Origin of the sequence: Ostreiculturibacter nitratireducens (genome assembly GCF_032670585.1) — a bacterium.
Taxonomy (GTDB): Bacteria; Pseudomonadota; Alphaproteobacteria; order Rhodobacterales; family Rhodobacteraceae; genus Ostreiculturibacter; species Ostreiculturibacter nitratireducens.
Genome location: NZ_JAVQHL010000002.1, coordinates 490,450 through 513,110, shown reverse-complemented (window position 1 = coordinate 513,110; position 22,661 = coordinate 490,450). Strand labels below are relative to the sequence as shown.

Below are 22,661 nucleotides of genomic sequence, written 5' to 3'. Positions count from 1 at the left end.
GGGGAGTGCAATAGCGAAGCCGCCGTCAGGATGCCGCGTCCCGCGCGGCGGCGCGGAGCATCCGGTCGAGCGCGTCGAGGAAGCGGGAACGGTCGGCCTTGCCGAAGCCCTTGCCGCCGCCCGGCCGGAAGGGATCGGCGGACCGGAGGTCGGCCATCAGGTCGCGCGTCGCGAGCGCCATGCCGATGTTGGCGGGCGTCAACGCCTCGCCGTTGTGCTTCAGCACGCGGGCACCCGCAGCCACGCATTTCGCGGCGAGCGGGATGTCCCCCGTCACGACCACGTCGCCCGGCCCCGCGCGCTCGGCGATCCATTTGTCGGCGATGTCCGGTCCTTCGGGGACGAAGACGGTTTCGACCAGCGGATGCGACGAGGGGCGGAGCCCCCCGTTGCACACGAGGAAGGTCCGGACGCCGAGCCGTTCGGCGACTCGGGTCGCCTCGTCCTTGACGGGGCAGGCATCGGCGTCGACGTAGAGCGCCATCAGGACCAGAGCGCCTCGGCGTGGAAGGCCACGTGCTCTTCCATGAAGGAGGCGACGAAGAAATAGGAATGGTCGTAGCCCTCCTGGAACCGGATCGCGCCGGGCTGACGGCGCGCGGCCATCGCGGAAGCAAGCGATTCGGGTTTCAGCAGTTCGAGGAACTGGTCCTTCGTTCCCTGGTCGATCAGGATTTCGCCGTCGAAGCCGGTTTCGAGCATCAGATGCGTGGAATCGTGCGGAAGCCAGAGCGATTCGTCGGCCCCGAGGTATGCGGAGAGCTGTTTGCGGCCCCAATCCGACTGCGACGGGTTGGCGATCGGCGCGAAGGCCGAGACGGAGCGGAAGCGGCCCGGATGGCGCATGGCGAGCGTGAGCGCGCCGTGTCCGCCCATGGAATGACCGGTGATGGCCTGGCGATCTTCCTCTACCTCGAAATTCGCGGTGAGGATGCGCGGCAGCTCGTCCGCGATGTAGTCCCACATCCGGAAATGCGGGGCCCAGGGGGTCTCGGTCGCGTTGACGTAAAAGCCCGCGCCCTGGCCGAGGTCATAGGCCTCGTCGTTCGCCACGCCCTCGCCGCGGGGCGACGTGTCGGGAAAGACCAGAGCGATTCCGTGTTCGGCGGCGAATTGCTGCGCCCCCGCCTTCACCATCGCGTTTTCATGCGTGCAGGTGAGGCCGGAGAGATACCACAGAAGCGGCACGGGTCCGTCCTGGGCCTCGGCGGGCAGGAAGAGGCCGAAGGTCATCTCGCACTGGCAGGCGTCGGAAGCATGGGCATAGACGCCCTGGATGCCGCCGAAGCAGCGGTTTTCGGAAATCGTTCGCATGAGGCTCCTCAGGTTTCGGCGCGGAAGACCGCCATGATCTCTTCCAAGGGTTTCTTGATCTTTGCAACCGCCGGAACGGTCGCATTTTCCGCCGGATGGCCGACGGCAAGGATCATCACCGGTTTTTCGTGGTCCGGCCGCGCGCAGGCCTCGTTCAGGAAGCCCATCGGGTTGGGCGTGTGCGTCAGACAGGAAAGGCCCGCGTTGTGCAGCGCGGCGATGAGAAAGCCGGTGGCGATGCCGACGCTTTCGGGAACGTAGTAGTTCTTGTAGCGCTTGCCATCCCTGGTCATCCCGTAGCGCTGGGCGAAGATCACGATGAGCCAGGGGGCGATCGTCAGGTGGGGCTTGGAAACGCCCGTGCCGATGGGTTCGAGCGCCTTCAGCCATTCCTCGCCCGCGCCGCCGGCGTAGAACTTCTCCTCTTCCGCCTCGGCGGCGTCGCGGATGCGCGCCTTGAGCGCGGGGTCGGAGATCGCGGCGAAGAACCACGGCTGGTGGTTCGCGCCGGAAGGCGCGGAACCCGCCGTGCGGATGCAGTCCGCGATCACGGATTCGGGCACCGGGCGCGAGTCGAAGTCGCGCACGGAATGGCGCTTGCGCATCAGGGCGAGGAAGTCCCGCGAGGCCGCCGCCATCTCCTCGTCGGTCAGGTCACGCCGGTCGGGAAGAGGCAGGGCTTCGTATTCGACCTTGTCGCTGAAATACATGGTTCCCCCCGGATTCGCCGACCGGGCGCAAGACTATCAGCCACGCCCGACCGATGGCCAGCCGCCCTCTGCGCCGCGCGGACCCGGGTTTCTATCCCCCGCCGATCAGCGCGCCCGCACCGAAGACGAGCGCACCGCCCAGGACGACCTGGAAGGTCGCGCGCAGGAACGGCGTTTCCATGTAGCGGTTCTGGATCCAGGCGATCGCCCAGAGTTCCACGAAGACGACGATCATCGCGGTGATCGTGGCGGTCCAGAAATGCGGGATAAGGTAGGGGAGCGCGTGGCCGAGACCGCCGACCGCAGTCATGACGCCCGCCGCAATGCCCCGCTTGACCGGCGAACCGCGTCCCGAAAGCTGGCCGTCATCGGAGGCCGCCTCGGTGAAGCCCATCGAGATGCCGGCGCCGACGGATGCGGCGAGGCCGACGAGGAACGTCGTATGGGTGTTCTGCGTGGCGAAGGCCGTCGCGAAGATCGGCGCGAGGGTCGACACCGAGCCATCCATGAGCCCGGCAAGTCCGGGCTGCACCCAGGTCAGCACGAACTGGCGATGCGCGGCGCGGTCCTCGTCGCTCTTTTCGTCGGCGCCGAGGTGTTCCTCGGCCAGGCCCACGGCCTTCGCCTCGTGCTTCGCCTCGGCGGCGGCGAGATCGCCAAGAAGTTTCCGCGTCCCGGCATCTGTCGTCCGCGCCGCGGCCTTGCGGTAGAACGCCTCCGCTTCGCGCTCCATGGCCTCGGCCTCGCCCCGGATACGGTCGAGCCCGAGGTTCTCCACCAGCCAGACCGGGCGGCGGGCGTAGTATCCGGCGACGTGTTCGCGGCGGATGAGGGGGATCACCTCGCCGAAGCGTTCGCGATGCGCCTCGATCAGGCGGCGGCGGTGTTCGTCCTCCTCCTTCGCCATCGCCTCGAAGATCTGGGCCGAGGCGGGGAAATCCGAACGCAGCCGTTCGGCGTAGCTGCGGTAGATGCGCGCGTCGTCCTCCTCGGACGAGATCGCGAGCGCGAGGATTTCCTGTTCTGAAAGGTCGGAGAAACGGCGACGGGAAGACGCAATTCCGGGTATCATGCTCTGGGTCCTCTGAGAACGCCCCCACGCTATTGCCCAGGATCGGTCACGGCAAGAGCGCGCGGACCCGCGCGTCGCCCGTCAGGCCAGGTCGCGCACCACGAGGTGGTTGCCCTGGCCCTGCTTCACCTCGAACCGGCCGGTCTTCCGCATCAGGTCGCTGAGTTTCGAACTGCCATAGGTGCGGGTGTCGAAATCGGGGTTGGCCTGGGTGATGTACTGGCCGATCTGCCCCAGGGAGTACCAGTCCTCGTCGCCGCCGATCGCCCGCATGGCGGCCGCGATCAGCGGGATCGCGTTCTTGGCAGGCTCCTTGCGCCCGGTGGCCTCGGCCCGGTCGCGGCCCTTGGGCTCCGCACCGGCGGCTTCGGCCACCTCGGCGGACTCCGGCGCCGCCATCAGGTTCTCGATGTAGATGAAGCGCTTGCAGGCCTTGCGGAAGGCTTCGGGCGTCTTCTTCTGGCCGATGCCATAGACGTCGAGACCCTGTTCGCGGATGCGCGAGGCGAGCCGGGTGAAGTCGCTGTCAGAGGACACCAGCACGAAGCCGTCGAAACGGCCGGCATGGAGGATGTCCATGGCGTCGATGACCAGCGCGATGTCGGAGGAGTTCTTGCCGATCGTGTTCGCCGGCTGGTGATGCGGAACGAGCGCCAGGGGCGCCATCTTCGTCTGCCAGCTTTTCAGGTGCGGGTTGGTGAAGTCGCCATAGATCCGGCGCACCGAGGCCTCGCCGAGCGAGGCGATCTCCTCGAACACGGCTTCGGCCCATTGGGCGGAGGTATTGTCTGCGTCTATGAGGACGGCGAGAAGGGGGGTCGTGCCATTCGGCATGTCTGTCTTGTCTTTCTTCTTGGGGCGCCGCCTTGGGGCGCGCCCTGAATTGGGTTGAACAATAGATGGGGGCGGAAGGCGCGGGAGTAAAGCGGCGAAGGCGAGATGGGTCGCCGCGGGCGGACGGGTCCACACGCGGACCGGATGGGCAGGCAGGCGGCCGCGAGCGCTTCCTGCTGCGACAGGCCGCTTAACCGGCGGCTCTCGGGACGAGCACGGACCGCTGGGCGGATTGCCGCGCCGGGATCAGCCAGCCCCTTCCGTCTCGATCCGGATGAGCGCGCCACAGTGCTTGCAGTGGACCGCGTCCGGGTCGTGCAGCACGAGGCCGCAGTGTTCGCAGGGCTGGCGCACCTTGGGCGGGCGGAAGAGAACCTGCGCGAGCCTGAGGAACAGCGTCACGCCGAAGATCATCACGAGGACCGAGATCATCCGCCCCGTCGTCCCGGTCAGGGTGATATCCCCGAACCCGGTCGTCGTGAGCGCGGTCACGGTGAAATAGAGCGCGTCGGCGTAGTTCTTGATCTGAGGGTTCGTGGTGTATTGCGTCGCGTAGACGAGACCCGTCATGACGAACAGGAAGACGATAAGGTTGATCGAGGCGATCACCACGTCTTCGTTGCGGCGGAAGAACGAGAAGTCGGAGCGCAGCCGGTTCAGAAGCTGGTAGGTGTGCAGAAGCCTCAGCGTCCTCAGGATGCGCAGGAAACCAAGCCCCTCGCCGGCGAGCGGCGCAAGGAACGACACGATCGCCACCATGTCGGCAAGCGTGACCGGCAGGATCAGGAAGCGCAGCCGCCGCTGCGCGATCGCGACGCGGGCGCCGAAATCCACGAGGATGAATACGCCGAATATGGCGTCGATGGCCTCGATCACCGGGCCGTGCCTGGTGAAGGAAGTGCCGATTACGAAGAGGATGGTGACGAAGTCAAAGACGAGAAGCCCGTAGCGGAAGCTGTGTGCCCGGGCAGTATTGCCTTCGTAGAGTTCATGCAGCGTCTTGAGCCTGCCGCCCGCCATCGCCCGCCTTCTTCTCCGGCGCGCGCCCCGGTCCGCCTGACGGCCGGGGCGCGCGACTGATTCAGTATACCACGACCGAACGGATCGACTCGCCCGCGTGCATCAGGTCAAAGCCCTTGTTGATCTCGTCCAGCGTCAGCGTGTGCGTGATCATCGGGTCGATCTCGATCTTCCCGTCCATGTACCAGTCGACGATCTTCGGAACGTCGGTCCGGCCGCGCGCGCCACCGAAGGCCGTGCCTTTCCAGACCCGGCCCGTGACCAGCTGGAACGGACGCGTCTGGATCTCGGCGCCGGCGGGCGCGACGCCGATGATGATCGACTGGCCCCAGCCGCGGTGGGTGCATTCCAGCGCGTCGCGCATCACCTTCACGTTGCCCGTGCAGTCGAACGAATAGTCGGCCCCGCCGATCTGGTCGAAGGGCGTCTTCGTCATGTTGACGATCTCGGCAACGACGTTGTCGACATCCTTCGGGTTGACGAAGTGCGTCATGCCGAAGCGCTCGGCCATCTCCTTCTTCGCCGGGTTGAGGTCGACGCCGATGATCATGTCGGCACCCGCGAGGCGCAGGCCCTGGATCACGTTCAGGCCGATGCCGCCGAGGCCGAAGACCACGGCCTTGGCGCCGATCTCGACCTTCGCGGTGTTGATGACCGCGCCGATGCCCGTCGTCACGCCGCAGCCGATGTAGCAGACCTTGTCGAAGGGCGCGTCCTCACGGATCTTCGCGACCGCGATCTCCGGCAGGACCGTGTAGTTCGAGAAGGTCGAGCAGCCCATGTAGTGCAGGATCGGGTCGCCATCGAGCGTCGAGAAGCGCGAGGTCCCGTCGGGCATCAGGCCCTGGCCCTGGGTCGAGCGGATCGCTGTGCAGAGGTTCGTCTTCTGCGAAAGGCAGGAGGGGCAGGCGCGACATTCCGGCGTGTAGAGCGGGATCACGTGGTCGCCCTTCTTCACCGAGGTCACGCCCGGCCCCACGTCCACCACGATGCCCGCGCCCTCGTGTCCGAGGATCGCCGGGAAGATGCCTTCCGGGTCCGCGCCGGACAGGGTGAATTCGTCGGTGTGGCAGATGCCGGTGGCCTTGATTTCGACGAGAACCTCGCCCGCCTTCGGGCCTTCAAGGTTCACGTCCATGATTTCCAAGGGTTTTCCGGCGGCAACTGCAACGGCGGCGCGGGTTCTCATCTTGGGGTCCTCCCTGTATCTTGGCGGGCAAGAGCCTTAGCGAAAGCCTCAGCCAATGCAAGGAGGGGTAAGCAATGTGGGTGAGATTGTTCTCGATTTGCGCAGTCGTCTCGGCGCTCTCGGCCTGCGTCGAGGAGCCCGTGCCGGTCTCGCCAAGGGTCTGCGAGGCCGGCGATCTGCAGTATCTCGTCGGCCGGCCTGAGTGGGCGCTGGAGGGCATGGTCTTCGCCGGCCCGGTCCGGCTGATCCGGCCGGGCACCGCGATCACGATGGACTACCGCCAGGAGCGGCTGAACATCGAGATCGGCAGGACAGGCCGGATCATCCAGGTCTATTGCGGCTGATCCGACGTCACATCCGGTAGGCTGTGTGGCAGGACTTGCAGGCGCCACCCAGCGCGCCCATGCCGGCCTGGAGGCCCGAGACGGACGAGGTGTCGATGGCCTGCGCCGCGGCGACGACGGCGTCGGACTTTGTCGTGAAGTCGGCGAAATCCATCCAGATGTCCGGCAGCGCCTCGGAGGCCGGGTCGTCCTCCTCCGCCTCGAAGAGGCCGGGCACGGTAAGCGCAGTCGCGGCGACGACCGCGGCGGCCTCGGCGGCCTTCGCCTCGTCGAACTCGGCCTTTCCGCCGGCCATGTCGCCCAGCACCTTCACGTTTGCCGCGATCGTCTCCATCGCGTTCTGGCGGGCCTTCACGGCCGGGTTCTGGGCTTCTTCCTTGGCGATCGCGACGCCTGCGGAAAGCGCGAGGATGAGGGCGATCGTTCTCGTCGGCTTGATCACTTCTGAACTCCAATCGTGGTCACTGTCCGGATTCTCCGAAGAACGACTATAGCCACGCCCGAGGCGCGTGCAGTCAAGAATGCGTCATCGGCCGGGACTCGACTCTGGACGCGCGGGCGGGTAGCGTGAACAAAGCAAGAACACAGTTGCCGCCCCTGCTGCCATGCCCGCCCGACGCATCCTTTCGCTGTGGTTCCCCCGCCTTGGCGCGGAACGGCTTCTGCGCGGCATGCGCGGCCTTCCGCCCGCCCCTTTCGCCGTCATCACCGAGGTCGGGAACGCGCAGGTCCTGTCCTCCCTCAACGCCGAGGCGGAGGCCGAGGGTCTGCGCATGGGCCAGCCCCTCCGCGACGCGCGGGCGATGTGCCCGGATCTCACCACGCGGCTCAGGAACCCGCAGGCGGAGGCGGCGTTCCTGTCGGTGCTCCGGCGCTGGGCGGGGAAGTTTTCGCCCTGGGTGGCGGAGGAACCGCCCGCCTCCCTGGTGATCGACCTGACGGGCTCGGCGCATCTGTACGGTGGCGAAGAGGGCGTGCTGGCGGCGGTGGCCGAGGATTGCACGGGCCTGGGGCTGACGGTTCAGACCGGGATCGCGGACACGGTGGGCGGGGCGTGGGCGCTTGCCCGCTTCGCCGGAAAGGGAGGCGAGGCGGCGCGCTCGGGCGACGCGATCGACCAGGAGGCGCGAGCCACGCGGAGCCGGGCCGTGAAGCGCCACTGGACGCGGGGCGGGGCGGCGCCGACCCTGGCCGCCCCGCCCGCGCCGGTCGGACGGATCGCGGCGCCGGGGCAGATCCGGCAGGCGCTCGCACCCCTGCCGCTCGCCGCGCTCAGGATCGACAAGGACACGGTTGCGGCGCTGTCGCGGCTGGGGCTCCGGCAGGTGGGGGACATCGCGGGGATGCCGCGCGCGGCACTTGCCCGGCGCTTCGGCGCGGGGCTGGTGCGCCGGCTCGACCAGGCCTTCGGGGTGGAGCCCGAGCCCGTCTCGCCCGCGCGGCCAGAGCATCACTTCGCGGTGCGGCTTTCCTTCCCGGACCCGATCGGACTGCCTGACGACATCATGGCCGGGATCGACCGGCTTCTGCCCGCGCTGTCGGAGCGGCTCAGCGCCAAGGGACGCGGGGCGCGGCGGGTGCGGCTTCAGGCCTTCCGCGCAGACCACACGATGCAGGAGATAGAGCTTGGCCTCGCCCGGCCCTCGGCGGAGCCCGACCGGATCCGGGGCCTCCTGATGCTGAAGCTCGCCGAGATCGAGCCGGGCTTCGGCATCGACGCGCTGCGGCTCGAGGCGCATGTGACCGAACCCGTGCATGCGCGCCAGCATCGCGGTCATCTCGACGCGGCCGAGGCGGCGATCGCGCGGCAGGAAGGGGCGCGGCGGAAGGATGCGGAAACCGCGCTCGACGACCTGATCGGACGCCTCGGCGCGCGGATCGGCATGGAGGCGATCACGAGACTTCTGCCTGCGGAAAGCCACATCCCCGAGAAATCCGCGCAGGTCCTTGCCGCCGCCTGGTCGGAGCCCGCCGGGGCCTGGCCCCCGCGCGCGGCGCCGCGACCCCTGCTCCTCTTCCGCCCGGAACCCGTGGCCGCGCCGGAGGTGGCCACGCCCCCCGCGAGCTTCCGCTGGCGGCGGCGCGATTTCGTGACGGCGCGGGCGACGGGGCCGGAGCGGATCGCGCCCGAATGGTGGCTGGACGAGCCCGACTGGCGATCCGGGCCGCGCGACTACTGGCGGGTGGAAACCGAGGGGGGCGAACGGCTCTGGCTTTACTACGCTCACGGCGGGGCGATGAGCGGGGGCTGGTTCTGCCAGGGGGTCTTCGGCTGAGGCCGGGCGGCGCGGCCTCAGGAACGGACCGCGGGCAGCCCTCCGAGGACGAGGTCCGCGACAAGGCCGGCATAGCTTTCGCGTGCCATGTCACGGTCAGGCCGATGCCAGAGGAAGAACCAGTTGAGCATGCCGAAGACCGACATGGCGAGGGCACGGATGCGGTCATCGCCAAGGTCCGGACGGTGTGCGGAAAGGGCGTCCGCCACGATCGCGACGAGGCGGCGCTGAAGCGTCACGAGTGGCTGGCGGAGCTCTGGCGGCAGCGTCGCAAGCGCGTCGAGCTGGAGCTTGTGTTCCGCGTCGGCGTCCCGGTAGGCGTCGAGGATCGCCGCGATCAGCCTGCGGAGCCGGGGTTCCGGTTCGGCCTCGCCGACGGACTCCACAATCGCGACGAGGTCCGAGAGGTGCGTTTCGAGAATGTCGTGAAGCAGCGCCTCCTTCGAGGCGTGGTAGTGATACAGAAGCGCCTTCGACACGCCGCAGGCGCGCGCGGCCCCTGCCATCGAGGCTCGGTCAAAGCCGCGCTCGGCGAAGTAGGCGGCGGCGCGCTCGCGGATATGGGCGCGCTTGTCCGCGTGGTCGCGGGCGAGGCCCCGTGGCATCGCTCAGCCCTTCGGGCGGTTGTCTATGATCCGCACGGCCTTGCCCTGGCTGCGGGCGACGCCGCCCGGGTCGGCGATATTGATGGCCACGGTGACCCCGATGGCGTCCTTGATCGCCTTCTGCAGCGTGGCACCGGCATGGGCGCGGGTTCCGGGGTCGGAAAAGCCTTCGGCGGCCTCGACATGAACGGTCATCGTGTCCATCCGGCCCTCGCGGGCGAGCTCGATCTGGAAATGCGGCGCGAGGCCCCGGACCTTCAGAAGATGCTCCTCGATCTGGGTGGGGAAGAGGTTCACGCCCCGGAGGATGATCATGTCGTCGGAGCGCCCCGTGATCTTCTCCATCCGCCGCATCGACCGCGCGGTGCCCGGCAGCAGGCGGGTCAGGTCGCGCGTGCGGTAACGGATGATCGGGAAGGCCTCCTTCGTGAGGGAGGTAAAGACCAGTTCGCCCCGCTCGCCGTCCGCGACGGGTTCGCCGGTCTCGGGGTTCACGATCTCGGGGAAGAAGTGATCTTCCCAGATGTGCAGGCCATCCTTGGTCTCCACGCATTCGTTGGCGACGCCCGGGCCGATCACCTCCGACAGGCCGTAAATATCGACCGCGTGCATGTCGAAGGCCGCCTCGATCTCGGCCCGCATGGCGTTGGTCCAGGGCTCCGCGCCGAAGATGCCGACCTGGAGCGGGCTTTCGCGCGGGTCCTTCCCCTGCGCGCGGTACTCGTCGAGGATCGAGAGCATGTAGGAGGGCGTGACCATGATGGTCGAGGCTCCGAAGTCCTCGATCAGCGTCACCTGCCGGGGTGTCATGCCGCCCGAAACGGGGACGACGGTGCAGCCCAGTTTCTCCGCTCCGTAATGCGCGCCGAGGCCGCCGGTGAACAGGCCATATCCATAAGCCACGTGGACGACGTCGCCGGGGCGCGTGCCCGAGGCGCGCATGGAGCGGGCGACGCAACTGGCCCACGTGTCGATATCTCGCTCCGTATAGCCAACGACGGTCGGCTTTCCCGTGGTGCCAGAGGAGGCATGGATACGGACGATCTTGTCACGTGGAACGGCGAACATGCCGAACGGGTAGTTGGCCCGCAGGTCCGCCTTCGTGGTGAAGGGAAAGCGCGCGAGGTCCTTCAGATCCTTCAGGTCGTCGGGATGGACGCCGGCGGCGTCGAAGCCTTGGCGATAAAAGGGGACGTTGTAATAGGCGTGACGCAGCGACCACTTGAGGCGCGAGAGTTGCAGCGCCTCGATCTCGTCGCGGCTGGCGATCTCGATCGGGTCGAGGTCGGAGCGGCGCGGGGTGAGGTCTTTCATGGATGTCCTCCCTGTCAGGGGTTTACGCGCTCGGGCCAGAGCGGCCGAGGGAGATGCAGAGGTCGTCGCGGATGCGCGCCCGCGTCATCCCTCCTCCTCGAAATGGCGGCCCTCGATCTCGCGCGAGGCACCACGGAAGACCGCGACGACCCGGCCGTCCGCGCCGGTCACGGTGACGTCGTAGATGCCGGACCGTCCCGTCCGCGCGGCTTCGGTCGCCGTCGCCGTCAGGCGTTCGCCCGGGCGGCCGGGGGAGAGGTAGCTGATCGTGTTGTGCTGCGCGACGACCAGGCGGTTGTAGCTGTTGCAGGCGAAGGCGAAGGCGGAATCCGCCAGCGTGAAGATGTATCCGCCGTGGCAGATGTCATGGCCGTTGAGATGGTGGTCCTTGACCGTGAAGGACGTGACCGCGCGGCCCGGACCGATGGAATCGAGGCTCATCCCCAGCCATTTCGAGGCGCGGTCCTTCCCCCACATCGCTTCGGCGCTTCGCCGCGCGCGCTCGTCCGGCGTCATTGATGTCCTCCCTGCGGGGATGCTGCACATAGCCGACCGGGCGGTCAAGAGTGTTGCGCGGACCAGTCGAGCCTTCCCGGACGCCCGGCCGGCTCCTCCTCGCCAGGACGCTTGATTTGGGCGCTAACAGGCGTAACATCTGACCATGACGGTCCAGACGCCGACCCCTTTTCCCTTCCCCTCCCAGCCACCGGAGCAGGTCGCGTTCGACCGCTCGGAGCTCGGCTGCATCCTCGGACTCTACGGCCGCATGGTCGCGGCAGGCGAATGGCGTGACTACGCCATGAGCTTCCTGCGCGAGGTCGCGGTCTTTTCGGTCTTCCGCCGCGCGGCGGAACACCCGCTCTACCGGATCGAGAAGCGCCCGAAGCTCAGGTCTCGGCAAGGGATGTATGCCGTGATCGGGATGGACGGGCAGGTACTGAAACGCGGCCACGACCTGCCCACGGTCCTGCGCGTCCTCGAACGGAAGCTGATCCGCCCGGTCGACTAGAGCCGCTTCACCGCAAGGAGCGGCCCCTCCCCCTGATCGTCGATCCGGGCGATGCAGGCGTCGATGTCCTCGTATCCCACGGCCATGTGCAAACCGTTCGCGTGGATGAGCCGGTCGGACGAGACGGCGATCGCGACATGGCCCTTCCAGAAGAAGAGATCGCCGCGCCTGTAGGGCTCGCCCGGCGGCAGGTCGGCACCCAGAGCTTCGCGCTGGAGGTCGCTGTCGCCGGGACATGCGATGCCAGCCGCCACGAGCGCCGCCTGAACGAGGCCGGAGCAGTCGAGGCCGCTGCGCGAATTGCCACCCCAGAGGTAGGGCGTGCCGAGGAGGCTTTCGGCGACGCCAACCGGGTCGTCGGTCCAGTCGCCGATGGCGCGGACATGAGGACGCGGGACGAACAGTCCGTCGGCGGTCTCGCAGAACCTCGGGAATTCGGCCGTGATTGTCAGGCGCGATCCATGAGACAGCGCCGCCACTTCGCGCGACTTGATGCTCGGGTCCGGATAGAGATGCGTTGCGGGAGCCGAGACCCAGTGGGTCGCCTCGCGCGCCTCGCCCAACGCTTCTTCCGCCACGTAGCCGCAGTAATGATCCTTGTCGGCACGGATGAAGGCGTAGCCTTCGTGGCGGTCGAGGACGAGGACGCTTTCACCGTAAAGGATCTGGCGGTCGCGGGCTCCGTCCGGCCTGGCGAGAAGATTGGCGACGGGCCTGGTGACCCGGGCCGGCTCGCCCTCCGTGAAGCGGTCGGCCTCGACCCGGCCCTTGAGCGAGACATGCGCGACGCGGGCGTTCGCGGGGGTGATGCGGCGGTCGGTCATGGGCGGAGGACCTTCGGCAGCGCGTCCAGGATCGCCCGCGCGCCCTGCCCAACGCCGCCTTTTGGCCGGGCCGGCGCGGCGGTGGGTTGCCAGCCGTAGATGTCAAAATGCGCGTAGCGCGGGCTTTCGGTCACGAAGCGGCGCAGGAACAGCGCCGCCGTCACCGCCCCGGCCATCCCGCCGGAAGGCGCGTTGTCGAGATCGGCGATGCCGGGTTCGATCATCGGCTCATAGGGCGCCCAGAACGGCATCCGCCACAGCGGGTCGGCGACCCGCGCGGAGGATGCGGCGAGCGCGGTGGCAAGCCCGTCGTCATCGGTGAAGAAGGGCGGCACGTCGGGCCCCAGCGCCACGCGCGCGGCCCCCGTCAGCGTCGCCATCGAGACGATGAGATCGGGCTTCTCCTCGTCCGCGAGCGCCAGAGCGTCGGCGAGGACAAGGCGGCCCTCGGCGTCGGTGTTGTTGATCTCGACCGTCAGGCCCTTGCGGCTTTTCAGGATGTCCTGCGGACGGAAGGAATTGCCGGAAACGGCGTTCTCCACCGCCGGGACCAGCACGCGGAGCCGGAGCTTCAGGCCAAGACCCATGATCATCTGGGCAAGCCCCATCACGGTCGCGGCGCCGCCCATGTCCTTCTTCATCAGCCCCATCGAGGACGAGGGCTTGATGTCGAGCCCGCCCGTGTCGAAGCAGACACCCTTGCCGACGAGCGTGAGGGTCGGGCCCTCCTCGCCCCAACGCAGGTCGAGAAGGCGCGGGGCGCGCGGCGAGGCGCGGCCGACGGCATGGATCATCGGGAAGTTCCGGGCGAGAAGGTCCTCACCCCGGATCACCTCGGTCCGGGCGCCATGCCGCGCGGCGAGGGCGAGAAAGGCGTCCTCCAGCTCTTCGGGGCCCATGTCCGAGGCCGGCGTGTTGATCAGGTCGCGGGTCAGCGCCTCGGCATTCGCGACAACTTCGATCCGGGCCGCGTTGACGCCCTTCGGCGCCTTCAGTAGCGCCTTCGGAGCGGAGCCGGTCTTGTAGCGGGTGAAACGGTAGGAGGCGAGAAGCCATCCCAGCGCCGCCTCCTCTGCCTCGGCGCGCGTGAGCTTTCCGTCCAGATGCCAGGCGCCTTCCGGCAGTTCGGCGACGGCGCGGGCAATGTGGAACCGGCCGCGCGCGCGGGCCTTGGCGGTGCCTAGGCCGAACGCCGCGCCTGCGGGACGGCCGCCCGCGCCCGGCAGGACGCACAGCTGACCGAGCGCGCCTGTGAACCGCTGCGCCTCAAGCCATGGCTTCTGCGCGGCGCGGCGTTTGGCGACGAAGGCCCCGGCCTTGTCCTCCTCCACGAGGTAGAGCGGCAGCGACTTTGCATCTGCGGCGGCGAAAGCAAGCGGCATCGGAACCTCCTCGGGAACAGGCCGCAAGCCTAGCCGCTTGGTGGCGGCCCGCAAGGGGCGGCGTGTCGCCTTCGGATCAGATCGTGATGTCCTGCAGATCCCAGACGGCGGTCACCGATCGGTCCCCGATGCGTTCGAGCCTCGCGAGCGTCGCGGCAAGGCCCGCCATGTCGCGGCTTCGCGCGCAAGTGCAGACATCTCCGGCGACGCGGGACAGCGTGGCCATCCCGACCTGCGTCGCGATCTTCGCCAGAAGTTCTCCCGCGCGCGGCAGCGCCGCAAAGTCGCCCGAGGCCACGAAGTTCCGCATGTCCGCTATGCGTACCGCGAGTTCCTCCGTCGCGCGGCAGATGACGCGCTCCGCCCCGGCCTCGCCCAATCCTGCGTAAAGCGCGATGAGGCGGTCGGGATCGAGCCGAACGCCCTCGTCGTGGCGCAGCACGGAAAGCTCCGCGCCTGCGCGTTGTTCTGATGGTCCTGCCACCCCGCACACTCCAATCCGGTGTCCCCACACCTCGGCGCAATCTGGCGCCGTCCCCCTCAAGAAAAGGTTCATGCACGAGGAAAAACCTCTCGAACTTTCGGGATCGCAAAGGTATCTGACGGCAAGCACCGACAAGGGGGGCGTCAGATGGAACATGCGCGGCCATTGCCGGGCTACCTGGTGCAGCGCTACCATGGCTGGAAGGCGACGGTATATGCCGAGAACCGCGCCTGGTACAAACGCCTTGCCGCCGGGGGGCAGCATCCTCGGGCCATGGTCATTTCCTGCTGCGATTCGCGGGTCCACGTGACCTCGATCTTCGGGGCCGACCAGGGCGAGTTCTTCATCCATCGCAATATCGCCAACCTCGTGCCGAAGCACGAGCCGGACGGCCATCTTCACGGCACTTCGGCGGCGGTGGAATTCGGCGTGACCGCGCTCAAGGTCGCGCACATCATCGTGCTCGGCCATTCGGGCTGCGGCGGCGTCCGCGGTTGCCGCGACATGTGCTGCGGCAAGGCGCCGGAACTGCTGGAAAAGTCGAGCTACGTCGGACGCTGGATGGATATCCTGCGCCCCGGCTACGAGCGCGTGAAAGGGATCGCCGACGAAGTCGAGCAGCTGCATTCGCTGGAACAGCAGGCAGTGCTCGTGAGCCTCGAGAACCTGATGACCTTCCCCTTCGTGCGCGATGCGGTGGAGGCCAACGACCTGACGCTGCACGGACTCTGGACCGACATCGGCGAAGGCGGCCTCATGCATTACGATCCGGCGGCGGGAACCTTCCTGTCGGTCTGACGCGAGAACCGCGGGCAGGTCCGACGGATGCCCGCATACCCGATCCTTCACCAAGAACATCTTGCCCGACGGCGCCGAGCGTCATAGATGCGCGCAAGTTTCGAACCGGGAGACCAACACGTTGCAGGCGATCCTAGCCACGGCAGAGCAGAACCTGCTTTCGCCGATGATCCTGTCCTTCGCGCTCGGGCTGTTCGCGGCACTGGCGCGGTCCACGCTTTCGGTTCCCGAGGCGGTCGCGAAGGCGCTTTCGCTCTATCTGCTCTTTTCGATCGGCTTCAAGGGCGGCGCGAGCGTCGCCGCCCATGGCGTCGACCTGCGTCTTGGGCTGGCACTCGTCGCGGGGATTGCGCTGTCGGCGCTGATCCCGATCGTGGCCTACGCGCTGGCGCGGGTGATGACGCCGCTTGGCGCCGTCGATGCGGCCGCGGTCGCGGGGCACTACGGCTCCATTTCCATCGTCACCTTCGTCTCCGCCACGGCCGTCCTCGCGGGCGGCGGCGTGGCCTCCGAGGGCTTCATGGTGGCCGTCGCCGCCGCGATGGAGGCGCCCGCGATCGTCGTGGCGCTCTGGCTCGCGGCACGGGGCGGCGGCGGAGGCGGCCGGATCGAGGCCGGGCTCTGGCGCGAGGTCCTTCTGAACGGGTCGATCGTCCTGCTGATCGGGGCCTTCCTGATAGGCGCGGCGACGGGCGAGCGCGGCCTGGCCGAGATCGAAAGCTTCATCGTGGCCCCGTTCAAGGGTGTGCTTTGCCTCTTCCTGCTGGACATGGGGCTGGTCGCGGGGCGCGGGCTTCGGCAGGCGAGGGGCGTGCTCGGGGTGGGCACGGTAGCCTTCGGCCTCGTGATGCCGCTCGTTGGCGCATCGCTCGGGCTTGTTGCGGCTCTGGCCGTAGGACTTTCGCCGGGGGGCGCGGCGCTTCTGATGACGCTGGCCGCGTCGGCCTCCTACATCGCGGTTCCCGCCGCGATGCGCGTCGCCCTGCCAGAAGCGAACCCGTCCATCTACCTCACCCTGTCCCTCGGGATTACCTTTCCCTTCAACCTCGTCCTCGGCATCCCGCTCTACGCGGCAATCGCCGGGGCAGCGACCGGAGGCTGAGCCATGCAGACCCATCCCGCGAAACGCGTGGAAATCATCATCGAGGCGCCGATGGAACGGCGTCTGACCGAAGTGCTCGTGAAGGCCGGCGTGTCGGGGTTCACCGTGCTGCCGGTCCTCGGCGGCTCCGGCCGATCCGGGCTGTGGAGCCGGGAAGGCCAGGTTTCCCCGGCGGGAGGCATGGTGGCCGTGGTCTGCATCATCCGCCCGGAACGTCTGGACGGACTGCTGGAAGCCGCCTTCTCGGTGGTGGAGCGCCATATCGGCGTCGTCAGCGTGACGGAGTGCGAGGTTCTTCGCGCCGAGCGGTTCTAGGAACGAAGAACGGCCGCCCCGAGGGGCGGCCGGCTTGATTTCCAGGACAGTCAGATCGCCACTTCGACCTTGCCCAGCGGGTGCGAGCAGCAGGCGAGTATGTAGCCCTCGGCGATGTCCTCGTCGCTGATCCCGCCGTTGTGGACCATGTGCACCTCGCCTGCGGTCTTTTTCACCTTGCAGGTGCCGCAGACGCCGAAGTTGCAGCCAGACGGGATGTTGAGACCCGAACGCTTCGCCACGGCGAGAACCGTGTCGGTTTCGGTGCAGGACGCGGTGACGCCGGAGCCGCTGAACGTGAGTTCGGCAGGTGCCTTTTCCTGCGGGACGACGTCGTCGGGAACCGGGATATCCTCGACCCGCTCGACCGGCGCGCCGAAGCTTTCCTGGTGATAGCGCGACATGTCGTAGCCGAGCGCGTGAAGCATGTCGCGGACCGACTGCATGAAGCCCTCGGGGCCGCAGCAATAGACGTCGCGCTCCAGGTAGTCGGGCGTCGTCAGGCCGAGCATGAGCTGATTGAAGCGGCCGCGATAGCCGGTCCAGACCTCGTAGGGCTCGTCCTGATCCACGACGAAGTGGAGCTTCAGCCCCTGCACCCGGCTCGCCATGTATTCGAGCCTTTTGCGGAAGATCAGCTCCGACGGCTTCTTCGCGCAGGAGACGAAGCTGATGTCGGGCTCCTCGCCGCGCTCGAAGAGGAAGGTCGCCATCGACATCATCGGCGTGACACCCGATCCCGCCGAGATGAAGAGGTACTTGTTGTCGGGCTGTCGCGGCAGGTGGAAGACACCCGCCGGGCCGAAAGCCTTGATCCGCATCCCGGGCTTGAGGTTGTCCATCATCCACTGCGAACCGCCACGCCCGTCAGGCTGGGCCTTGACCGTCACCGAAAGGTAGACGTTCGAGGTCGGGCTCGACGAGATCGTGTAGGTGCGGTGGTCCGGCCCGCCCGGCATGGGCAGTTCGAGCGTGATGAACTGCCCCGCGCGGAACAGGAAGGTCGCCCCCGAGGGCGGGCGGAAGACGAAGGTCTTCACGCCCGGCGCCTCGGGCACTACCATGACGCATTCAAGAGGTTCGCTGTCCTGCCAGAGGGGCGTGTCCTCGCGGGGCATCGGGATCATGGCTTCACTCCGCCGCGATCAGGTTGCGCCCGGTCAGCGCCTTCTGCATGGCCTTGGTGTACCAGTCGATGAACTGGATCACGCCGCTTTCCTGCCGCGCCGAATAGGGGCCGGGTTCGTAGGCGGGCGTGTTGATGCCGAGCTGGTTCTCTTCGACAACGCGGCGGTCCTCGTCGTTGGTCGCTTCCCAGACTTCGGTCAAGCGCTGGATGTCGTAGTCCTCGCCTTCGACCGCATCCTTGTGGACGAGCCAGGTCGTGGTGACCTGCGTCTCGGTCGGGCTGACCGGCAGGACGCGGAAGTTCAGCACGTGGTCCGACAGGAAGTGGTTCCAAGTGTTCGGGTAGTGGAAGAACAGGAGCGAGCCGGCGTTGGCGAAGGGCATGCCGGGGATCAGCTTCTTCACGGCCTGCTTGCCGTCCATCGTGTAGCTGACCGCATCGCCCACGAAGGGGATGCGGACGAGGCGCCACTGCTCGTTCGGGTCGAGGAGATACTTCGAGGGCAGACCCGCCGCCTCGCAGCGCTCCACATGCGCGGCGCCAGCGGGCGAGCCGATGGAGTCTTCGCCACCGACGAGGTCCGGATCGTCGTCGAAGGTGCGGCAGAGCGCGGGGTGCGAACCCGAGCAGTGGTAGCACTCGCGGTTGTTTTCCAGCACGAGCTTCCAGTTGCCGTTCTCGGTGATGGTGGACTGGAAGGCGACCTTCATCTCGTCCATCCGGTGCGGTGCGGTGTAACGGTCGGCGGCGGCCTTGACACCGTCGAACGCGGGCGCGGCCTCGGCGAGGCAGATGAACACCATCCCGGCCGCGACGCGGGCATGCACCGGCTTCAGCCCGTGCTTCGCGGCGTCGAAATCAGGCCCCATGTCGCGCGCCCAGAGCAGCCGGCCGTCGAGTTCGTAGGTCCACTGGTGATACGGGCAGACGAGCTTCGGCGACGAGCCTTTTGCGGACGAACAGATGCGCGAGCCGCGGTGGCGGCAGCTGTTGTGGAAGGCGCGGACTTCGCCGTCGGCGCCGCGGACGACGATGACCGAATAGGCACCGATCTGGACCGTCACGTAATTCCCGGTCTTCGGAATCTCGGCCGCGGAGGCCGCGAAGATCCACTCGCGCGCCCAGATGTTCCGCAGCTCGGAATCGTAGATGCCGGGGTCGGTATAGAAGGGCTGGGCAAGCGAATGCTGCGGCTTGCGGGTAAGGAGAAGGGAAAGGAGCTCGGGATCTTTCAGCATGACAGTTCTCCAGGCCGGGCCACTTTGGTCCGGGACAGGCGCACAAGTGATCCTGGGCGGGGATTCCGTCGTGTCGAAAAACGGCATTTTTCGGATAAAGCATGACATTTGGTCGCACGCAGAACGCGACGTGATTCGCGCCAGGGGCGGTGATCGCAACGACCCGGGAGGCCGACGCTTCCGCCTGTGCGCAGCGGACGAAGTACGGCTCAGGCTCTCCCTGTGCTCCGGCGCAGGCTCAGCGTCCTGATCGCGAAGGCGGTCAGGAACATCGCCGTCAGCACGAGCACGATGGTGGGCGCGGGCGCGCTGTCGATCCAGAAGCTCAGAAAGATCCCGGCGGTCCCGGCGAACAGGGCCGCGACGATCGACACCAGCATCATCGCGGCGAAGCGCCGGGTGAGCAGGAACGCGATGGCCCCGGGCGCAATCAGAAGCGCGATCGACAGGATGATGCCGACCGAGGAAAGCATGGCGACTATGGTAGCGGACAGGATCGCCAGAAGCCCATAGTGGAGCAGCTTGACCCGCAGCCCCACCATCAGCGCCTGGACCGGATCGAAGGCATGGGCGAGGAAGTCGCGCCACTTGAACGCGAGAAGCACCGCCACCGCCCCCGCGATGATGCCGGCCGTCCAGAGGTCCTCCGGCCCCACGCCGAGCATGTTGCCGAACAGGATATGGTCGAGGTGCAATTCCGTCTCGATCTGCGTGTAGATCAGGATGCCGAGCCCGAACATGCCCGAGAAAACCACCCCCATCGCCGTGTCCTGTTTCACCCGGGAGTGATCCTTGATGAACCCGGTCGCGATGGCGCAGACCAGCCCGGCCAGGAAAGCCCCGAGGATCAGGGGGGCGCCGACGATGTAGGCGAGCACGACGCCGGGCAGGACCGCGTGGCTTACCGCGTCGCCCATGAGCGACCAGCCCTTCAGCACGAGAAAGCAGGACAGCATCGCGGCGGCAGGCGCGATCATCATGGTGATCAGGAGCGCGTTCCGCATGAACGGGAATTGCAGCGGGAGGAGCAGCGCATCCATCAGGCAGGTCCTTTCACCGACGCACGCGCGCGGCGGCGGGCCGCGAGTGTCCCGTGGGTCGGCGCGAAGACGAAGGCCAGCAGGAACAGAAGGGTCTGCAGGCAGACGATCACCCCGCCGGTCGCCCCGTCGAGGAAATAGCTGAAATAGGCGCCGAGGGCGCTCGTCCCGGCGCCGATGGCGACCGAGAGGCCGATGACCCTCGGGAACCGGTCGGTGAGCAGATAGGCCGTCGCCCCCGGCGTCACCACGAGCGCGATGACCAGGAATGCGCCGACCGTCTGCATCGCCGCGACCGTGCAGGCCGACAAGAGGGTGAAGAAGACCACGCGCAGCGCGCCGGCGTTGAGCCCGATGCTGCGGGCATGGGCCTCGTCGAAGAACACCGCCAGAAGATCGCGCCACTTCGCCAGAAGCACGACCAGGGACACTCCGCCGATCAGCGCCAGTTGCAGCGTGTCCTCCGGAGTGATCGCCAGGATGTTGCCCATGATGATCGTCTGGATCGACACCGACATCGGGTCGAGCGAGATCATGAACAGACCGAGCCCGAAGAAGGAGGTGAAGATCAGCCCGATCACCGCGTCCTCCTTGAGGCCGGAGCGGCTTCGCAGGAAGAGCATGGCGAGCGCCGCGAGCCCGCCGGACAGGAAGGCACCGAAGGCGAAGGGCAGACCCAGCATGTAGGCCCCCGCGACGCCGGGCACGATCGAATGGCTCAGCGCGTCGCCGATAAGCGACCAGCCCTTGAGCATGAGATAGGCGGACAGGAACGCCGTGACGGAACCGACCAGCGCCGAAACCCAGATCGCGTTGGTCATGTAACCGTAGGCGAAGGGTTCCAGCAGCCAGCTCACTCTCGTTTCTCCGAGGGTTGCTGCTGTCCGTCGTAGAAGACGAGGGCGCGCTCGTCGTCGGTGAAGACATCGACGCGGCGAGTATCCTCGTCCTCGTGCAGACGTTCACCGGCCAGCATGAAGTGCCGAAGGACGCCGCCGAAGGTCACCCGCAGGTTCGCGGGCGTGAAGACCTCGGCCGTGGGGCCATGCGCCAGCACCGTTCCCTTCACCAGCACCACCCGGTCGCAGAACTCCGGGACGGAGCCCAGGTTGTGCGTGGCCACCAGCATCACCCGCCCCTCGGCACGCAGGTCGCGAAGGAGGGCGATAATCTGCTCTTCTGTCTTCACGTCGACGCCGGTGAAGGGTTCGTCCAGGAGGATGACGCGCGCGTCCTGCGCCAATGCGCGAGCGAGGAAGACGCGCTTCTTCTGTCCGCCGGACAGTTCTCCGATCTGGCGATGGCGGAACCCGGTCATGTTCACGCGCTCCAGCGCCTCGTCGACAGCGGCGCGATCCGACGCGCGGGGGCGGCGCAGGAAGCCCATGTGGCCGTAACGGCCCATCATGACGACGTCCTCGACGAGCACGGGAAAGGACCAGTCCACCTCTTCCGCCTGGGGCACATAGGCCACGTGTTGGGCCTTCAGCGCGTTCCTGACCGGCTGGCCGAGGATTTCGACACGGCCGGCCGCAAGCGGCACGAAGCCCATCAACGCCTTGAACAGGGTCGACTTGCCAGCGCCGTTGACGCCGACGAGCGCGGTGATCGTGGAGGTCGGAATGGTGAAGGACGTATCGCGAAGCGCCGTGTGACCGTTGCGGTATGTGACGGTGACGCCCTCGGCCTCGATGCCAACCGTCATTGCGACAACCCCGCGAGGATCGTTTCGCTCGTCACCCGGATCAGGTCCAGGTAGGTCGGCACCGGCCCGCCCTCTTCGCTCAGGCTGTCGACGTAGAGAACGCCGCCATAAGCCGCCCCGGTTTCCCGCGCGATCTGCTTCGCGGGACGGTCCGAGACCGTGGATTCCGAGAAGACCACCGGAATGCCGTGTTCGCGCACGGCGTCTATGACCGCGCGCACCTGCTGCGGCGTACCCTGTGCGTCGGCGTTGATCGGCCAGAGGTAAAGCTCGTTCAGCCCGAAATCGCGGGCAAGGTAGGAAAACGCGCCTTCCGAAGTCACAAGCCACCGGCGCTCTTCCGGCAGGGCTCGCAGGGCGTCGCGCAACGGGGCGATCACCTCGGCTATCTCCGCCTTGTAGGCCTCCGCGTTGGCCGCATAGACCGCCGCATTCTCCGGATCGACGCGGGACATCGCGTCGCGAATGTTGTCGACGTAGATCTCGGCCGACGAAAGCGCCATCCATGCGTGCGGGTTGGGCTTACCCTCGTAGGCGCCGCCGGAAATCGACATGGGCTCTATCCCGTCGGACACGATGGCTGCGGGAACATCGCTCAGGTTCCAGAAGAACTGCTCGAACCAGCGTTCGAGGTTGAGCCCGTTCCACAGGACAAGGTCGGCATCCTGCGCGGCGAGGAGGTCGCGCGGGGTGGGCTCATATCCGTGGATCTCGGCGCCCGGCTTGGTGATCGAAACGACCTCGGCCGCGTCGCCTGCAACGTTCTGCGCCATGTCCGCGATCACGGTGAAGGTCGTGACCACCTTCAGCCGTTCCTCGGATAGCGCGGGCAGGCCCACAAGGCCGAGCGCCGCGACAAGACCGAGGGTCGATCTTCTGGTCAACATCTGTGTTTCCTACTGGCCCGAGCAACCGCTTCTGCATTTCGGAATGGTTTGCATCTGCTAGCACAGCTGC

Annotated in this window: 26 protein-coding genes; 6 read left to right on the top strand and 20 right to left on the bottom strand. The window is 67.4% G+C overall.

The genetic code is table 11. The features are described from left to right. Nucleotides 1-25: 25 nt before the first annotated feature. The 7 genes from ABCN56_RS09770 to ABCN56_RS09740 all read right to left on the bottom strand — a co-directional run bounded on the left by ABCN56_RS09770 (nucleotide 26) and on the right by ABCN56_RS09740 (nucleotide 6,139). Complete coding sequence (locus tag ABCN56_RS09770) at nucleotides 26-484, bottom strand: YaiI/YqxD family protein (protein ID WP_343080616.1); 459 nt, start codon at nucleotides 482-484, stop codon at nucleotides 26-28. Then, on the bottom strand, nucleotides 484-1,314 hold the full coding sequence (gene fghA, locus ABCN56_RS09765; RefSeq protein ID WP_343080615.1) for an S-formylglutathione hydrolase: 831 nt from the start codon (nucleotides 1,312-1,314) through the stop codon (nucleotides 484-486). Before fghA ends, ABCN56_RS09770 begins: the two co-directional genes overlap by 1 nt. Nucleotides 1,315-1,322: 8 nt before the next feature. After that, nucleotides 1,323-2,024, bottom strand: coding sequence for a nitroreductase family protein (locus ABCN56_RS09760; protein WP_343080614.1), 702 nt, complete (start codon nucleotides 2,022-2,024; stop codon nucleotides 1,323-1,325). 91 nt (nucleotides 2,025-2,115) lie between these two features. After that, entirely contained in the window at nucleotides 2,116-3,096 is a 981-nt protein-coding gene (gene mbfA, locus ABCN56_RS09755) for an iron exporter MbfA (RefSeq protein ID WP_343080613.1), read from the bottom strand. Nucleotides 3,097-3,177: 81 nt separating this feature from the next. Beyond that, the gene (locus ABCN56_RS09750) at nucleotides 3,178-3,930 is read right to left on the bottom strand and encodes an NYN domain-containing protein (RefSeq protein ID WP_343080612.1); all 753 of its coding nucleotides are present in this window, start codon (nucleotides 3,928-3,930) and stop codon (nucleotides 3,178-3,180) included. A 246-nt stretch (nucleotides 3,931-4,176) separates the two neighbouring features. After that, a complete protein-coding gene (locus ABCN56_RS09745; protein WP_343080611.1) occupies nucleotides 4,177-4,950 on the bottom strand; it encodes a potassium channel family protein in 774 nt (257 codons plus the stop codon). Nucleotides 4,951-5,011: 61 nt separating this feature from the next. Beyond that, nucleotides 5,012-6,139, bottom strand: a complete 1,128-nt coding sequence (locus ABCN56_RS09740) for an S-(hydroxymethyl)glutathione dehydrogenase/class III alcohol dehydrogenase (RefSeq protein ID WP_343080610.1) — start codon at nucleotides 6,137-6,139, stop codon at nucleotides 5,012-5,014. A 74-nt stretch (nucleotides 6,140-6,213) separates the two neighbouring features. On the opposite strand from ABCN56_RS09740, the gene ABCN56_RS09735 reads away from it, so the two are divergent. After that, a complete protein-coding gene (locus ABCN56_RS09735; RefSeq protein WP_343080609.1) occupies nucleotides 6,214-6,483 on the top strand; it encodes an I78 family peptidase inhibitor in 270 nt (89 codons plus the stop codon). A 7-nt stretch (nucleotides 6,484-6,490) separates the two neighbouring features. On the opposite strand, the gene ABCN56_RS09730 is transcribed toward ABCN56_RS09735, so the two are convergent. Then, on the bottom strand, nucleotides 6,491-6,925 hold the full coding sequence (locus tag ABCN56_RS09730) for a c-type cytochrome (RefSeq protein ID WP_343080608.1): 435 nt from the start codon (nucleotides 6,923-6,925) through the stop codon (nucleotides 6,491-6,493). 163 nt (nucleotides 6,926-7,088) lie between these two features. Here ABCN56_RS09730 and ABCN56_RS09725 point away from each other — a divergent pair, with 163 nt between their 5' ends. After that, nucleotides 7,089-8,759, top strand: a complete 1,671-nt coding sequence (locus tag ABCN56_RS09725; RefSeq protein WP_343080607.1) for a Y-family DNA polymerase — start codon at nucleotides 7,089-7,091, stop codon at nucleotides 8,757-8,759. A 17-nt stretch (nucleotides 8,760-8,776) separates the two neighbouring features. On the opposite strand, the gene ABCN56_RS09720 is transcribed toward ABCN56_RS09725, so the two are convergent. The 3 genes from ABCN56_RS09720 to paaI form a co-directional block, all read right to left on the bottom strand. Beyond that, complete coding sequence (locus tag ABCN56_RS09720; RefSeq protein WP_343080606.1) at nucleotides 8,777-9,364, bottom strand: TetR/AcrR family transcriptional regulator; 588 nt, start codon at nucleotides 9,362-9,364, stop codon at nucleotides 8,777-8,779. 3 nt (nucleotides 9,365-9,367) lie between these two features. Further along, nucleotides 9,368-10,678 (bottom strand): phenylacetate--CoA ligase PaaK, encoded by a 1,311-nt coding sequence (paaK, locus tag ABCN56_RS09715; protein WP_343080605.1) that lies wholly within the window; start codon nucleotides 10,676-10,678, stop codon nucleotides 9,368-9,370. Between the two features lie 84 nt (nucleotides 10,679-10,762). Then, on the bottom strand, nucleotides 10,763-11,194 hold the full coding sequence (gene paaI, locus ABCN56_RS09710) for a hydroxyphenylacetyl-CoA thioesterase PaaI (RefSeq protein ID WP_343080604.1): 432 nt from the start codon (nucleotides 11,192-11,194) through the stop codon (nucleotides 10,763-10,765). A 145-nt stretch (nucleotides 11,195-11,339) separates the two neighbouring features. On the opposite strand from paaI, the gene ABCN56_RS09705 reads away from it, so the two are divergent. Then, the gene (locus tag ABCN56_RS09705) at nucleotides 11,340-11,687 is read left to right on the top strand and encodes a DUF2794 domain-containing protein (RefSeq protein ID WP_343080603.1); all 348 of its coding nucleotides are present in this window, start codon (nucleotides 11,340-11,342) and stop codon (nucleotides 11,685-11,687) included. Here ABCN56_RS09705 and ABCN56_RS09700 read toward each other — a convergent pair. From ABCN56_RS09700 to ABCN56_RS09690, 3 genes are all read right to left on the bottom strand, one after another. Next, nucleotides 11,684-12,511, bottom strand: coding sequence for a C40 family peptidase (locus tag ABCN56_RS09700; protein ID WP_343080602.1), 828 nt, complete (start codon nucleotides 12,509-12,511; stop codon nucleotides 11,684-11,686). The two genes, ABCN56_RS09705 and ABCN56_RS09700, sit on opposite strands and share 4 nt — an antisense overlap. Further along, nucleotides 12,508-13,893: a leucyl aminopeptidase family protein gene (locus ABCN56_RS09695; RefSeq protein ID WP_343080601.1), complete on the bottom strand. Its 1,386-nt coding sequence runs from the start codon at nucleotides 13,891-13,893 to the stop codon at nucleotides 12,508-12,510. Before ABCN56_RS09695 ends, ABCN56_RS09700 begins: the two co-directional genes overlap by 4 nt. 76 nt (nucleotides 13,894-13,969) lie before the next feature. Beyond that, nucleotides 13,970-14,377: a hypothetical protein gene (locus ABCN56_RS09690; protein ID WP_343080600.1), complete on the bottom strand. Its 408-nt coding sequence runs from the start codon at nucleotides 14,375-14,377 to the stop codon at nucleotides 13,970-13,972. Nucleotides 14,378-14,524: 147 nt separating this feature from the next. Here ABCN56_RS09690 and ABCN56_RS09685 point away from each other — a divergent pair, with 147 nt between their 5' ends. The 3 genes from ABCN56_RS09685 (at nucleotide 14,525) to ABCN56_RS09675 (ending at nucleotide 16,592) form a co-directional block, all read left to right on the top strand. Then, the gene (locus tag ABCN56_RS09685) at nucleotides 14,525-15,175 is read left to right on the top strand and encodes a carbonic anhydrase (RefSeq protein WP_343080599.1); all 651 of its coding nucleotides are present in this window, start codon (nucleotides 14,525-14,527) and stop codon (nucleotides 15,173-15,175) included. Between the two features lie 121 nt (nucleotides 15,176-15,296). Then, nucleotides 15,297-16,277 carry a sodium-dependent bicarbonate transport family permease gene (locus tag ABCN56_RS09680; protein ID WP_343080598.1) on the top strand — a complete coding sequence of 327 codons (981 nt, stop codon included), beginning with the start codon at nucleotides 15,297-15,299 and terminating at the stop codon, nucleotides 16,275-16,277. 3 nt (nucleotides 16,278-16,280) lie between these two features. Next, on the top strand, nucleotides 16,281-16,592 hold the full coding sequence (locus ABCN56_RS09675; RefSeq protein ID WP_343080597.1) for a P-II family nitrogen regulator: 312 nt from the start codon (nucleotides 16,281-16,283) through the stop codon (nucleotides 16,590-16,592). Nucleotides 16,593-16,642: 50 nt separating this feature from the next. Here ABCN56_RS09675 and ABCN56_RS09670 read toward each other — a convergent pair whose 3' ends face one another. The 6 genes from ABCN56_RS09670 to ABCN56_RS09645 all read right to left on the bottom strand — a co-directional run bounded on the left by ABCN56_RS09670 (nucleotide 16,643) and on the right by ABCN56_RS09645 (nucleotide 22,591). Further along, a complete protein-coding gene (locus ABCN56_RS09670; RefSeq protein WP_343081468.1) occupies nucleotides 16,643-17,710 on the bottom strand; it encodes an FAD-binding oxidoreductase in 1,068 nt (355 codons plus the stop codon). A gap of 13 nt (nucleotides 17,711-17,723) precedes the next feature. Continuing rightward, nucleotides 17,724-18,959 carry an aromatic ring-hydroxylating oxygenase subunit alpha gene (locus ABCN56_RS09665; protein ID WP_343080596.1) on the bottom strand — a complete coding sequence of 412 codons (1,236 nt, stop codon included), beginning with the start codon at nucleotides 18,957-18,959 and terminating at the stop codon, nucleotides 17,724-17,726. A gap of 209 nt (nucleotides 18,960-19,168) precedes the next feature. Further along, entirely contained in the window at nucleotides 19,169-19,999 is an 831-nt protein-coding gene (locus ABCN56_RS09660; RefSeq protein WP_343080595.1) for a metal ABC transporter permease, read from the bottom strand. Further along, nucleotides 19,999-20,856, bottom strand: coding sequence for a metal ABC transporter permease (locus ABCN56_RS09655; protein WP_343080594.1), 858 nt, complete (start codon nucleotides 20,854-20,856; stop codon nucleotides 19,999-20,001). The genes ABCN56_RS09660 and ABCN56_RS09655 overlap by 1 nt, the downstream gene beginning before the upstream one ends. Continuing rightward, nucleotides 20,853-21,704 (bottom strand): manganese/iron ABC transporter ATP-binding protein, encoded by an 852-nt coding sequence (locus ABCN56_RS09650; protein ID WP_343080593.1) that lies wholly within the window; start codon nucleotides 21,702-21,704, stop codon nucleotides 20,853-20,855. The genes ABCN56_RS09655 and ABCN56_RS09650 overlap by 4 nt, the downstream gene beginning before the upstream one ends. Beyond that, entirely contained in the window at nucleotides 21,701-22,591 is an 891-nt protein-coding gene (locus tag ABCN56_RS09645) for a metal ABC transporter substrate-binding protein (protein ID WP_343080592.1), read from the bottom strand. The genes ABCN56_RS09650 and ABCN56_RS09645 overlap by 4 nt, the downstream gene beginning before the upstream one ends. Nucleotides 22,592-22,661 lie beyond the last annotated feature (70 nt).